This is a genomic window from Infirmifilum lucidum (genome assembly GCF_014876775.1).
Lineage (GTDB): Archaea > Thermoproteota > Thermoprotei > Thermofilales > Thermofilaceae > Thermofilum > Thermofilum lucidum.
The window spans coordinates 527,619-540,740 of record NZ_CP062310.1; the positions used below are offsets into that span (position 1 = coordinate 527,619).

The following is a 13,122-nucleotide window of genomic DNA, read 5'->3' on the forward strand; positions in this document are numbered from 1 at the left end:
TCTAAAAAAACTTTTCGATGAGCGCGGTTACTGAGCGCGTTGGAACCCACAGCCACATAAAGGGGCTGGGCGTCAGGAACGGAGAGGTTCTGCCCGTAGGGGACGGGCTCGTAGGACAGGTGGAGGCCAGGAAAGCCGCGTGGCTTGTCGTCCAGCTGATAAAAGCCGGGAAGATGGCTGGGCGGGCGATTTTGCTCGTCGGGCCACCTGGTACCGGCAAGACAGCGATCGCCGTCGCTATAGCCCGTGAGCTGGGGGCTGAGACGCCGTTCATGGCCCTGTCGGGTAGCGAGATCTACTCTGCCGAGCTCAAGAAGACGGAGGTTCTAATGCAGGCCATGAGGAAGTCTATAGGCGTGAGGATAAGGGAGAGAAGATGGGTGTACGAGGGGGTTCTGGAGAAGATGGACGTGCGCTACGACAGACACCCGCTAAACCCGTACACACAAGTGCCCGTTGGCGGTACGATAACGCTCAAGACAGATAGGGAGACACGGACATTACGGGTCGACTCCAACATCATATACCAGATTCTCTCGAAGGGCATTAGCGAGGGGGACGTTATATGGATCGACGAGGAGACAGGCCGCGTCTCGCGCGCAGGCAGGGCTAAGGGCTACGGGGATTACGACGTCAGGCCTCGCGACCTAGTCGAGATCCCGACGGGGCCGATATACAAGGAGAAGGAGTTCGTCTATACACTGACTCTACACGACCTCGACGAGATGGAGAGCAAGAGCGAGAGCATTCTGTCAATATTCTTTGGGGCTCCCTCAGCGAAGGAGATTCCTCCCGATGTCAGAGCAAGAGTCGACAAGACGGTTAAGGAGTGGGTTGAGACGAAGAGAGCGGAGCTCATCCCCGGGGTTCTCTTCATCGACGATGCGCACATGCTGGATATAGAGGCGTATAGCTTCCTCTCGAGGGCTATGGAGAGCGAGCTGAGCCCTATAATAATCCTCGCCACAAACAGAGGCTTCACGAAGATCAGGGGGACTGACGTAGAGGCGCCGCATGGAATGCCGCTAGACCTCCTGGACAGGCTACTGATAATTAGGACTAGGCCGTACACGCCGGACGAGATACGCGAGATCGTTAAGATTAGGGCTCATGAAGAAGGCGTGGAGCTCGAGCCAGAAGCCTTGGAGGAGCTCGTTAAGCTCGGGAGCGAGAAGAGCCTGCGCTACGCGACGCAGTTGCTGGCTCCGGCCAGGCTCCTGGCAATGCAGAGAAGCCGCAGCAGGGTCACTAAAGAGGACGTAGCAGAGGTCTCACAACTCTTTATAAGCACAAAGGAATCCTCAAGCTACCTGAGAGAACTCGAGGAAAAACTGCTCAAGTAGCCTTCTGTTTCAGGGAGGCAACAACGCTCAGGATTTCCTTTCTGAACGCTGCTAGTGTCAGCAAAGCTACGAGTTGACCTAGATCTAGCGTTGGCGGGCTGTTGCCCACGGTGTAGGCCAGGGGTATGAGAGATACGCGAGTGCGGAGCGAGAGTATATAGAGGAACCAGTAGTGAAAGGTTATGAAGGAAACTGCAGAGCCCAGGAAGACCTCTTTGAGCCAGTACCGCTTGTCGCTGTAGAAGGCCCCGCTCAGGAGCCACAGTATTATCGAGACTATAGCCCCCCGCCACGGCACGTACCACACGAATGCTGGCGGCACGAGGTAGGCGCTGAGAAAGTTTTCAAGCGGAAATGCCGTCAGCAGTGAGGCTATAAGCGCCGGTGCTACTACTAGGGTAAAGTCCTTCAGGAAGTCTCTCATCGTACTCACAGCCTAAGGAAAGCGCAGCAAACCATATATGTTTGTCGAGAGGAAGATGTTCAGCGCTACTAGGAAAATAGTGTAGGCTGTCGTAGCTACGGTCACAGTCCTAGCTTTTGACTGGCCTAGAAGCTTCTCTACGATCGCTCTGAAAATCCTCCCGCCGTCTAGGGGGACTATTGGCAGCATGTTTATCACCGCCACACTCGATGTGACGATGAGACCCCACGACACGATGTTATAGACATCCTCGTTGCTCACTGACTGCTGTATTTGGATCCCGAGGAATCCTCTGGAACTGTTTTCAGGCCTGGGAGCCAGGGTGATGGAGACGTTCAGTTTTACGCTGTTTCGCAGGATAGTGAGAGTAACTGTATCGCCGGGTCGGTGCTTCGCCATGAGCCTTGAGAAGTCTTCTAGTGTGGGAGCCCTGACACCGTTAACGCTCAGAATAACGTCCCCTGGCTTTAACACGCCCTCAGCAGGGTACCCTGGCAGTGTGCCTGTTACACGTACCCCTAGCGGCTGGACGAGGAGGAGTGCTAAGAGCAGGAGAAAAAGGAAGGTTAGTATGTTGGCCACGCTCCCGGACGAGAGGACTCTCAGCTTCGTCTTCAGCCCAGCCTTCTCGAGATGCTCCTCGTCTATCTCCGCAAACCCACCCGGAAATACCACGGCCAGGAAAAGCCCCGTCGACTTCAGCGGTATGCCCTCCGCGCTAGCGGTCAGGGCGTGCGCGAGCTCGTGGGGTACTATTGCGAGGAAGACGGCAAGGAGGAAGTAGGGTAGCACGTCTACTCCAACGTTTAATCCGGGGACTATTGGAGACACGGGGGAAGCGGCCTCAGGTTCTGAGAAGAAGCTCAGGAGGTTTGCGTGGAAGAAGTAGAGGCCATACACCATTAGAGCGAAGCCCGCGAAGGCCGATAGATCCCCGAAGAGCTTTACTGCTCTCAGGTGCTTGCTGGCGAAGCCTCTAATGGTGTCATTGAATTTCTCGGTTCTGAATATTAGAACGCCTCCCTCGAGCTTCAGGCCAAGCCTCTCCGCGGTTTTCGGCTTCCGCCGTTGTACCAGTAAGGCAACGGTATAGACTGCTAGGATTGACATGATAAGGAGCAAGTTGCCGTCAAAACTCGATATCTGCCTGTACTCCACAGCCGCTTACCTCGTAGCCGAAATCGTAGCTATTAAACCTCTCTAATATTGTTTTCCTGGCCTCCATGCTCGTGGAGTGGAGCGGGAGTGCGAGTTTTAAGCCGCGTTGGGCGAGCCTCCTCACGAAGGCAAGGTTGAAGACGTCTCTAGTGGAGATATTGAGGCCCCCGATGAGCCCCCACACCCTACCGAGGCCGAGTAGTCTAGCGCCGAAAGTCCTCTTCAATCCGTGTACGCTGCACCCCACCACAACCAGCCACCCCTTGGGGGTCTTCAAGGCGAGCCCTTGCTCGTTCCAGTACGAGTCGCCCACAAGCACGTAAACGTCTGAGAGGCCCTGTAGCTGGGACATTGGCCTACCTGCGCGCGCTACGGGAGGCGGGGGGAGTACCCGTGGGGTTGTGGGGAAGCTGTTCCGGAGGGCTCCAATATGGTGGAAGTGGTGGAGGCTCCCGAATATGATGTCGGGTTCTAGCTCGACCCCCAGTGTCTCGGAGTTCTTCAGTAGCACAGAGCTGTATGGTCCCGTGTCGAAGAGGATCTTCTTGGTAACGCCCCCCTCGTATTCTAGCGAGAGAAGGATCGAGAGCCCGTGTAGCGGTAAGACACCCTCTACGGCTGGAATATCGTCTACCAGCACGTCTATGTGTACGCGGGCTATCACATGACCGCCGCTAAAGCTTATCAGACTTCAAGACCTTAAAAACAATTGTGGCGTATAGGGACGAGATACTTGAAGCGGTGCGTAACGACGGCGGCCACAAGGTCGTTTACGTCTACTACGAGGAGGCGCGCGAGCCGGAGCCAGGCCCTCTCGTCGAGGAGGTTATCAGGGAAGGAGTGCTTGTGGAGGCCTTAAAGAGCCGGGGGATAGCTAGGCTCTACAAGTTCCAGGCCGAGGCCATCAGGAAGGTGAGGGACGGGAGAAATGTCTTCATTGTTGCCGGAACAGGTGTCGGGAAAACAGAGGCATTCATGCTCCCAATACTCGAGAGACTCCTGACGAACGCTTCGGAGGTAGCCGTCCTCATCTACCCTACCAAGGCACTCGCCCGGGATCAGTTGGACAGGATAGACTGGTACATTGGGAGAGTTTTTGGCTTCAGAGTTGGAGTCTTCGACGGCGATACGCCTGAGGAGGAGCGCAGGAGGATACTACTCTACCCCCCACGTGTACTGGTGACGAACCCAGACATGCTCCACTTATCTATGCACTCTAGCACGGGTTACAAGGATCTATTCGCTAGGGCCAAATACGTCGTCCTTGACGACGCGCACGTTTACAGTGGGGTCTTCGGGTCGCACGTCTACTACGTCCTGAGGAGGTTTAAGCGCCTCCTGCGCGAGAAGCCACTGTTTATAGGCGCCTCTGCCACCGTCGGCAATCCCTCGGAGTTCGCTGAGAAGCTCTTCGGAGAGGAGGCAGAGGTGATCGATGCTGGCAGAACCAGGAAGGCTCCTGTCTTCCACGTCATGCTGTCCCCGAGAACCCGGTCGCGCTCCTCCGAGGTTCTCTGGCTCTTGAAGAAGCTGTCAGAGAGGGGTCTAAAGACCATAGTGTTTGTCGACAGCCATCGGTTAGCTGAGAGCTTGGCCATACAGGCCTACAACGTGGGCGTGAGGGCTGCAGTCCACAGGGCCGGGCTACTACCAGAAGAGAGAAAGCGCATCGAGAGGACTGTTAAAGCTGGCGAGCTCGACGCCGTAATAGCCACCCCTACCCTCGAGCTCGGAATAGACATCGGGGATCTTGACGCCGCTATACTCTACGGGGTACCGCCTACCTTCTCTAAGTACCTGCAGCGGGCTGGGCGGGTCGGCAGGAGGCACAGGACTGGCTACGTGTTCCTGGTTCTGGGAAATGATCCCATAAGCGCTTACTACGAGAGAAACCCGGAAGACTTCTTTGGGCAGGCCCCGGATCCCGTGTTCCTGGAGCCAGAGAACTACGAGGTAGTGAAGATCCACTTGGTAGCAATGGCAGCTGACGCTCCCCTCCGGCTCTCGGAGCTGTCTCAGTGGGAACGCCTACAAGCGGAGGAGCTCCTACGGCAGGGCTACCTCAGGGTCTCCGGCTCGGGGCTCCTCGTGCCGACAAGGCTCGGCATGAGGTTCCTCAGAGAGCACGATAACCTAAGGGGTGTTGGCGACCAAGTCAAGATTGTCAACGAGGGAGGTAGAGTCATAGGGTACAGAGAGAAGCAGATGGCTATCAAGGAGCTATTCCCGGGAGCAATCTATCTCCATGGAGGTAGGAGTTACCTCTCCTTAAGGTTTGAGGGGGAGAGAGCTGTAGTTAAGCCTTTACCCTCTAGGACGCCACCCGTAACCACCTCTCCGCTGTTCTACACGGTTCCGGAGGAGGGCAGCGTCCACTTCGAGCGAGAGGTCATGGGCGTCAGAGTTTCATATCTCGACTTGACGGTCACAGACGTCGTCTACGGCTATGTCACAAAGACGTTCCCCGAGGGGCAGGTGATAAACCAGAGGCTCCTCGAGTCAGGGTTGCAGTACAAGTTCAAGACTAGGGGCCTGCTCCTGGAATTCCAGCCTAGAGCCGAGTGGAGCGAGGTGCAAAACGCCGAGGCATTCCACGCAGTCGAGCACGCCCTGATATACGCAGGGCAACTCGTCCTCGGAGCGTCGCCAACAGACATGGGCGGCATAAGTTTCCCGTCGGGCCACATCTTCATATACGATAGCTTCCCCGGCGGGTCTGGAGTCACGAAAGCTCTCTACTACAAGCTTGAGCATGCCTTGAGGAAAGCCTTCGACATCGTGTCCCGTTGCACATGCGAAGACGGGTGTCCGAGGTGCATATTCTCCCCGTACTGTGGAAACAACAACAAAATCCTCTCGAGAAGGAGAGCCGAAAGAGTGCTGGGAGAAGTCATGGCTCTAAAACTCAAAGCCGCTCGCCTAGAGAGGAGCGGTAGGCCCCTCGTGTGACGGAGAAGACGTATACAGTGTCACCGAGACCCCTGCCCCTAGCAAGCACTACTCCTGGTGGATTGGGCCTTCTCCCAGAGGCTAGATCGCTCATTGTATACAGGACGGCACGCCCCCTCCGAGTCGCCCTGTAGCAGTCCCTAACCATTTTCGTTAAGACTTCGAGACCTGACCCTCCTGCTATTGCAAGGTCTCTAGGGTCTCCTGGGCCGTAGCGCAGGAAAGGCGGGTTCGTAACACAAACATCGACGGCTTCCTCCCTAATGCAGCTCCCGGAGTCGCAGTTAACGAAGTCTACGAGCCCATAGAGGCCGTTGGCGAGCGCGTTGAGCCTGGCTGCCTTGAGGCAGTTGAGTGAGATGTCCGTGGCGACAGCATATACCCCCATCCGCGCCAGGAACAGTGTAAGGGCTCCTGCACCGCAACCTATCTCAGCAGCACGCCCAACAATAGTCTGTCTCCTGAGTACTTCTGCCAAGAGCCGAGTGCTGACTGTTCCCGAAGGCGGAAAGCACGCTGGGGGCACGAGCACTCTGAGGCCCTCGAAGATTTGGCTCTTTCCGCGTGTCATGTATAGTCTTAGCAAAGTTTTTGTAATTAGAGTGAATAGGCTTTCCCTGATAAGGCTCATGACGGCCACGAACCCCATACCCATAAGAGAGGCTTTAAAGCTTCAGCCCGGCCAGGAGGTCAAGGTCAGGGGCTGGGTCTACCGCAGGAGGGATCTCGGGGACAAGGCCTTCGTCGTCGTTAGAGACTCGACGGGCATAATACAGTCAGTCTTCACGCCGGAGTCAAAGAGCCACAGCGAGGCCAGACGCGTCACCGTGGAGAGCTCAGTTATCGTCTCTGGTAAGCTCAGGGAGGATCCGCGTGCCCCCGGCGGCAAGGAAATCCAGGGAGAGGAATTAGTGATCGTCGGGCTAGCTGAGAACTTCCCGATAAGGAGGGATGTCTCGAGAGAATTCCTCCTGGACGTGCGCCACCTCGCGGTGAGGTCTAGGAAAATGACAGCCGTGCTGAAGATCAGGCACACTGCTTTCGGCGCTCTCCACGAGTGGTTCCGCGAGAACGGTTACTATGAGGTTCAGTGCCCGATGTTCGTCTCTGCGGCCGTTGAGGGAGGGGCCACCCTCTTCCCAGTGAAGTACGTTGACGAGTCGACAGTGTACTTGACCCAGTCGTCCCAGTTCTACCTGGAGGCGCTTATCTACAGCCTCGAGAAAGTATACACTGTGGCCCCGTCCTTCAGGGCTGAGAAGTCGAGGACGAGGAGGCACTTGACGGAGTTCTGGCATGCCGAGGCGGAGGCGGCGTGGGTTGGCCTCGACGGGATACTTAGGGTAGAGGAGGAGCTCGTCTCGCACATCGTCAGGGGGGTTCTCGAGAGAAACCGGGAGGAGCTGGCACTGCTGGGTCGCGACACAGAGAAGCTGGAGCTCGTCGAGCCCCCCTTTCCGCGTATCAGCTATGACAAGGCGATTGAAATACTCCAGAGTAGAGGCCTGAACATCTCGTGGGGCGACGACCTGGGAGCCGACGAGGAGAGAGTCCTGACGATGGAGTTTGACAAGCCCTTCTTCCTCTACGGCTTCCCGGAGAAGGTCAAGGCGTTCTACCACAAGAACGACCCCTCGCGGCCGGAGGTCACGCTCTCAGCCGACTTACTCGCTCCTGAGGGCTACGGGGAGATAATCGGCGGGGGCGAGAGGATAGAGAGGCTGGACGAGCTTGTAGCCAAGATTAAGAGGTTTGGGCTTAACCCCGAGGACTACAGGTGGTACCTGGACTTGAGGAAGTATGGTACTGTGCCTCACGCTGGGTTTGGGCTCGGAATGGATAGGCTTGTGATGTGGATTGCTGGGCTTGAGCACATTGTAGATTCCCTCCCATTCCCGCGAACTGTAGCGAGAACATACCCCTAGCCTGCAACCTGCAAGAAAGTAATTTAAACAGCGCCGTGGTGCTCACTTCAGTGTCATGATATGACGGCGTCAAACATTATACCTCTATCCCTTGCGAGGCCAGGTTCTCTAGTCCGGATTATCCACGTACAGGGCGGTAGAGGAGCTTTTAAGCGCCTTTTCGAGCTCGGAATAATACCTGGCGAGACAGTAAGAGTAGTGTTCAACGACGCTGGTCCTGTTGTCGTTGAGAGAGGGGGTACTCGCTTCGCCATAGGGAGGGGGCTCGCGGCTAAGATCCTCGTAGAGGTGGTTGGATGAAGGAAATTAGAGTCGCGCTGGCGGGACCTCCTAATGTTGGGAAGAGCACTCTGTTCAATATGCTCGTGGGAGCTAACAGATTTGTGGGGAACTGGCCCGGCAAGACTGTAGACAAGTACGAGGGTTTCTTCGAGCACATGGAGTATAGTATAAGGGTCGTTGATCTGCCCGGAACTTATAGCCTCAACGCACAGACTGAGGAGGAGGCCATAGCACGCGACTATATTATAACTGAGAAGCCGGACGTCGTAGTTGTTCTCGTGGATGCTGTCTCCCTCGAGACGACGCTCTACTTAGCTGTGCAGGTGCTGGAGCTTTACGACAGAGTTGTTATTGCAGTAAACAAGATAGATGCCGCGCTGAAGAGAGGTATTCATATCAGCACTGAAAAGCTTAGCAGAAAGCTTGGAGTACCTGTCGTTGGGATTTCTGCTCTCAGGAGGGAGGGGCTCCACGACCTCGTCGACACAATAATCCGCGTAGCCGAGGGGCTAGAGACTGTCAGGAGGCTTAAGCTGGACTACAAGGGGCTCGACTACTACGCACGCGAGATAGAGCATGCCATCAAGGGATGCCCGAAGATAAGTGAGTACCCGCTAGAGTGGAGCTCGATGAGGCTCCTAGAGGGAGACGCAGAGCTGGAGCGCACTCTGCAACACTACTGTGCCGATGCCTTAGGGCTTGTAGAGGCCACTCGGAGAAGAGTCGAGGAGGGGCTCGGCTCGCCGCCGTCACTACTAGCCGCGAGTGTGAGGTACTCCTTCATAGATGGAGTCGTCGCTGAGAGCGTGACGACTACAGGGGTTGTTAAACGCGAAGTCACCGAGAGGCTAGACAAGATCTTACTGCACCCTGTCGCCGGCCCCCTGACGAACCTCGGGATAATACTGTCTGTTCTCATAGTGACGCTCACGGTGAACACGGGATTCCCTATAAAACAACTGCTCGAGTTAACTGGTAATTCAGAGCTAGCACAGGTTTTCGAGAAATACACGATCTCGGGACTATTCTCGTCCCTATTCGACTCGCTCAGCAACGTCCTCGCGGAGTATCTCTCAGGGATTAGGCTCCCGGCGTTTCTCGTATCCCTGATAGTAGACGGAGTTATAGGAGGGGTGGGGGCTGTACTCACTTTCCTCCCGTTAGTCTTCATAGTCTCCGCGGCTTTCGGCTTCTTAGAAGACACTGGTGTGATGGCGCGCATAGCCACAGCAAACCACAGTATTATGCGCAGGGTGGGGCTCTCGGGAAAATCCCTAATGCCCCTCCTCCTCGGCTTTGGTTGCAACGTACCCGCAATAATGGGTACGAAAATCCTCGAAACAGATCGCGAGAAACTAATAGCCTCGCTCATCGCGCCGCTGATACCATGCCAGGCTAGACTCGTAGTGCTCTTGATACTTATCTCAGCCCTCCCGGCTACACCGATGGCGAAAGTAGTGGCCCTGGTATCCACCTACGCCTACTCGCTCCTCCTAGTAGCTGTTGTCGCCAGAGTAGCCTCAACGTTCCTCTCCCACGGGGAAAAGCCGGAGCTCGTGCTGGAGCTACCTCCTTACCATAGGCCAAGCCTGAGAGTAATATGGTGGTTCGCCTGGGACAGCACGCTCCACTTCCTTAAAAAAGCGGGGGGCATCATATTAGGGCTCTCCGTAGTGGTGTGGCTGTTACTACACTTGGGGCCAGACGGATTCACCGAGGACATCTCTTCCTCGATCGCTAAAGCAATAGGCGAGGCCCTGACCCCCTTAACTGCAGTGATGGGAATCCCCCACTGGCAGGTTGCACTAGCTCTCCTCACGGGGTTTGTCGCAAAGGAGACCGTCGCCTCGACGCTAACAGTTATTACCGGGACGGTAGACCCTGTCGAGGCCGTTCAGAAACTAGCTTTAACGCCGGCACAGATTGCCAGCTTGATAATTTTCATTACACTCTACACCCCGTGCCTGGCAACAGTGGCTACTTTCCACACGCAGTTCCGCAGGTACAAGCTAACCATACTGCTAATCGCATACGAATTTGCAATAGCTACAGTCTCCGCAGTAATCGTTTATCAGGCACTTAACCTAATGGGATTCTGATGGACACTGTCTGGATTGGTGGCTGGAAGGAGAATAGCCTAGTGGATGTCTTGGAAAACGTGAGCTTCACAGTATGGTTCTCCTTCTGCAACTTCCGCTGCCCTTGGTGTGCAAACTCCAGACTGGCGCGGGGACTCGAGAAGAGGGCCGTTGCCTTCGACGACATTATCGAAGAAGTGAAGAAGGCAGCACCCTTCGCAGACTATTTCCACGTGACAGGTGGCGAGCCGACACTGCAGTATCGCGTCCTGACGAGACTCTTATCACGCGTTAGGGAGGAGACCGGTCTAAAGCTCAGCTTTGATACTAACGCGAGCATCCCAGAGGCCATCAGATACATCACGAGTGGTGTTGACGTTGACCACATTGCAGTAGACATAAAGGCTCCCCTCTCGAAGCCCGAACTCTATGCTAGAGTAGTAGGGCTACAGGAGAGGTTCGGGAGGAGTATCGTTGAGAGAGTAAAGGAAGGGATAAAAGCTTCGACTGACGTGAGAGACTTCCTAGAGCTCAGGACGCTAATGGTTCCCGGCCTTCTGGGGGTTGAGGACATAGTTCAGATTGCCCGGGAAATACGGGGGATGGATCTCGGTTCAGCACCCCGTATTGTGTATGTTGTCCAGCAGTTCATACCGTATGAAGGCGTTCCTTCGGAATACAGAAAAACGCCAAAGACCCCACGTGAACAGGTAATTATGGCTGCTAGACTAGCAGCAGAAGAACTTAAAGGCTTCTCCGAAGTCTACTACAGAACGATAGAGGACGGTAGCCGGAGGATATAGGAAGATATATTACTCCCCTTCCTTTCTAGCTGCCTTCCGGGCGGGGCTCTTATCACAGCACGGGAGACTAGAAAGAGAGGGACTAGAAGAGTCTGTTATGCATTCTTCTATAGCGACGTCGTCATTTACATAAGCAGGGCTCCCAGGGTCAGGAGAGCGGGGATAACTCTTAACAAGGCAGCGACCGGCTGCCCAGTTCTAGAACATTTACTGGCTTTAGTCGAATTCCATCTCCACTACGGCTACATCGCCTTAATCCTTTCCGGTGGGATTGCGGCATGCTTGTAAGCAATAATCCTTATTATGTCGGCGGCGTCCTGGAAATCGTCCGAGGACAGTTCTATCAAGTTTACAGCCTCCATAACGTTGAGCGCGGACATGAGGTCGACTTTCCCTTCCTCGACCAGCCTCTTAACCTCTTGTAAGACCTCAGACCTTAGCGCATCGACTCTCCTCTCGCCGGCGTCGATCTCCGTAGTTATGTTTACGGCGTAGGCTGGCGAGAGCCGGAGCATGTGCAGATTGTCTATCAGCTTCTTCGAGAGCCTCTCCGTCTCTTCGACCATCTCTACTATCACTGGCTCAAGCCTCCTAAGCTCTGATCCATACTTGACCCACAGCAGTCTCTCGTTACACTCTATCACAGCCCCGGCAACCCTATCGATCTCCTCTACTAGACGTTCAAAGTCCATCCTGCTCGAGACAGGCAGCAAACCGGACCATATCCGCCACATGAGCTCCCTTTTTATTCTGTCCGCCTTCCTCTCGAGATCCTTTATCTTGGCCGCCTTAGTCTGAACCTCCTCGACCCTTCCCTCGAATATGTCCTTGATGAGTTCTTTTTGGATAGACAGGATTTCGCCTATCGTCTCGAGGTGTTTAATCACCAAGTCGAAGAAGGGCCATGTTGGCCTTGTCTCCCTGAAGAACACAGAGTAGAATGCTGCTGTTACAGCTAGTAGCGTCCCGGTGTTTACAAATACTGACGAGTAGCTACCCTGGGACTGTTGTAGCATTAGGCTCCCAAGGATAGCTCCAGTCGCGTATCCGGAGTCCCTCGCAAGCCTATAGAAGCCTACCGCGATATCCCGCACAGCAGGGGGGCTCATATCCGAGATGGGCGCTGGAAGTACAGGGTAGTACATTGCGTAGCTTATCCCTAGGGCAAGCGCTACCAGGAGAATTTCGGGAAATGACCTGGTGCTGGGTAGCGCTATCAGCATGAAAGCCATGACCATGAGACCTAGTGTTGACACGAGCCTCCTTCCAGCCCTGTCAGAGTACGAAGACCAGAAGGGCATAGTTGCAGACCACACGACAAGCAGGAGTGACTGTGCATAGCCCGCGTAATAGACGTCGAGTCCCCTACTGAGAACATAGAGCGGCATCACACCCCACACTATGCTGTCGGCTACTTTGGACATGTGTGCGGCTATGAGTGCAGAAAGAGTGCTCGGGTTCGTAACGATGATTCTGAGGGCACCCTTCGGCTTTGGAGCCGCAGAGAACCTCCTGCGGTCAGCCTCGGAGTAAGCCTTAGTTTCGAGAGACGAGAGAGCCACGAGCACGGCTAGGCCTGAGGACAGGGCTATATATACTAGTGTCTCGTAGGGCCCAAAAGCGTTCCACACCCAGCCGCCGACATAGGCCCCCAGCGCGTAGCCAAAGTAGCAGGCGCTCTCAATGTAACCGAACGTCAGCGAGGATCTCTCTAGGCCGAGGATGTCTCCTATAGCTATCGCCGACGTTGCGAAAACTATGCCCTCCCCCACGCCGACGAGGACGTTCCCCAAGACAAAATTCAGTGGGGGCTTGAGCAGGAGTATCACCAACGTGCCTGAGAAATATGCCAGAGTACCTGCTATTAGAGATGCCCTCCTGCCGCTCCTGTGCGAGATAAAGCCGGCGGCCAGGTCGAATGTTGCCTTGAAGACGCCGAAAGAAAGTATTGGAAGCAGTGCCGGCAGGCTACCCAAGGCTTCGCGCGTGGCAACAGTGAGTATTGTACGCTGGACTCCTGTGGCGCTACCAACGAGCACTTCCACAGTGAGTATTAGCACGAGGGCGAGGGTCTCCTTGCGCAAGAACAGCACCTAGTCTTACTCCTAGAGGGAACTATATAAAATTATTTTTATTTAGGTTCTATATAGCTATTTATTT

At 55.1% G+C, this 13,122-nt stretch carries 11 protein-coding genes; 6 read left to right on the top strand and 5 right to left on the bottom strand.

The window, feature by feature from the left end; all coding sequences use genetic code 11:
- The first annotated feature begins 17 nt into the window (after positions 1-17).
- Complete coding sequence (locus IG193_RS02920) at positions 18-1,343, top strand: RuvB-like domain-containing protein (RefSeq protein ID WP_192819401.1); 1,326 nt, start codon at positions 18-20, stop codon at positions 1,341-1,343.
- Here IG193_RS02920 and IG193_RS02925 read toward each other — a convergent pair.
- From IG193_RS02925 to IG193_RS02935, 3 genes are read right to left on the bottom strand one after another with little or no spacing between them, the layout of a single operon-like run.
- Positions 1,336-1,776, bottom strand: coding sequence for a hypothetical protein (locus tag IG193_RS02925; RefSeq protein ID WP_192819402.1), 441 nt, complete (start codon positions 1,774-1,776; stop codon positions 1,336-1,338). The genes IG193_RS02920 and IG193_RS02925 overlap by 8 nt on opposite strands.
- Before the next feature lie 3 nt (positions 1,777-1,779).
- A complete protein-coding gene (locus IG193_RS02930; protein WP_192819403.1) occupies positions 1,780-2,925 on the bottom strand; it encodes a site-2 protease family protein in 1,146 nt (381 codons plus the stop codon).
- On the bottom strand, positions 2,897-3,589 hold the full coding sequence (locus IG193_RS02935; protein ID WP_192819404.1) for an MBL fold metallo-hydrolase: 693 nt from the start codon (positions 3,587-3,589) through the stop codon (positions 2,897-2,899). Before IG193_RS02935 ends, IG193_RS02930 begins: the two co-directional genes overlap by 29 nt.
- A 47-nt stretch (positions 3,590-3,636) precedes the next feature.
- On the opposite strand from IG193_RS02935, the gene IG193_RS02940 reads away from it, so the two are divergent.
- Positions 3,637-5,874 carry a DEAD/DEAH box helicase gene (locus IG193_RS02940; protein ID WP_192819405.1) on the top strand — a complete coding sequence of 746 codons (2,238 nt, stop codon included), beginning with the start codon at positions 3,637-3,639 and terminating at the stop codon, positions 5,872-5,874.
- On the opposite strand, the gene IG193_RS02945 is transcribed toward IG193_RS02940, so the two are convergent.
- Entirely contained in the window at positions 5,831-6,505 is a 675-nt protein-coding gene (locus tag IG193_RS02945) for a methyltransferase (protein ID WP_192819406.1), read from the bottom strand. The two genes, IG193_RS02940 and IG193_RS02945, sit on opposite strands and share 44 nt — an antisense overlap.
- Here IG193_RS02945 and asnS point away from each other — a divergent pair.
- Genes asnS through IG193_RS02965 form a run of 4 tightly spaced genes read left to right on the top strand, consistent with a single transcriptional unit; the run spans position 6,504 to position 10,962 of the window.
- Positions 6,504-7,799: an asparagine--tRNA ligase gene (gene asnS / locus IG193_RS02950; RefSeq protein ID WP_192819407.1), complete on the top strand. Its 1,296-nt coding sequence runs from the start codon at positions 6,504-6,506 to the stop codon at positions 7,797-7,799. The two genes, IG193_RS02945 and asnS, sit on opposite strands and share 2 nt — an antisense overlap.
- A 60-nt stretch (positions 7,800-7,859) precedes the next feature.
- Positions 7,860-8,099 (top strand): FeoA family protein, encoded by a 240-nt coding sequence (locus IG193_RS02955; protein ID WP_192819408.1) that lies wholly within the window; start codon positions 7,860-7,862, stop codon positions 8,097-8,099.
- Entirely contained in the window at positions 8,096-10,180 is a 2,085-nt protein-coding gene (feoB, locus tag IG193_RS02960; RefSeq protein WP_192819409.1) for a ferrous iron transport protein B, read from the top strand. Before IG193_RS02955 ends, feoB begins: the two co-directional genes overlap by 4 nt.
- Positions 10,180-10,962 carry an anaerobic ribonucleoside-triphosphate reductase activating protein gene (locus IG193_RS02965; protein ID WP_192819410.1) on the top strand — a complete coding sequence of 261 codons (783 nt, stop codon included), beginning with the start codon at positions 10,180-10,182 and terminating at the stop codon, positions 10,960-10,962. The genes feoB and IG193_RS02965 overlap by 1 nt, the downstream gene beginning before the upstream one ends.
- 242 nt (positions 10,963-11,204) lie before the next feature.
- On the opposite strand, the gene IG193_RS02970 is transcribed toward IG193_RS02965, so the two are convergent.
- Positions 11,205-13,046, bottom strand: a complete 1,842-nt coding sequence (locus tag IG193_RS02970; RefSeq protein ID WP_192819411.1) for an MFS transporter — start codon at positions 13,044-13,046, stop codon at positions 11,205-11,207.
- Positions 13,047-13,122: the final 76 nt, after the last annotated feature.

Bases quoted from the DNA above. Each gene is read 5' to 3' on its own strand.
- IG193_RS02920 (WP_192819401.1), top strand. From the start codon at position 18: ATGAGCGCGGTTACTGAGCGCGTTGGAACCCACAGCCACATAAAGGGG.
- feoB (WP_192819409.1), top strand. From the start codon at position 8,096: ATGAAGGAAATTAGAGTCGCGCTGGCGGGACCTCCTAATGTTGGGAAG.
- IG193_RS02965 (WP_192819410.1), top strand. From the start codon at position 10,180: ATGGACACTGTCTGGATTGGTGGCTGGAAGGAGAATAGCCTAGTGGAT.
- IG193_RS02955 (WP_192819408.1), top strand. From the start codon at position 7,860: ATGACGGCGTCAAACATTATACCTCTATCCCTTGCGAGGCCAGGTTCT.
- IG193_RS02945 (WP_192819406.1), bottom strand. From the start codon at position 6,505: ATGAGCCTTATCAGGGAAAGCCTATTCACTCTAATTACAAAAACTTTG.
- asnS (WP_192819407.1), top strand. From the start codon at position 6,504: ATGACGGCCACGAACCCCATACCCATAAGAGAGGCTTTAAAGCTTCAG.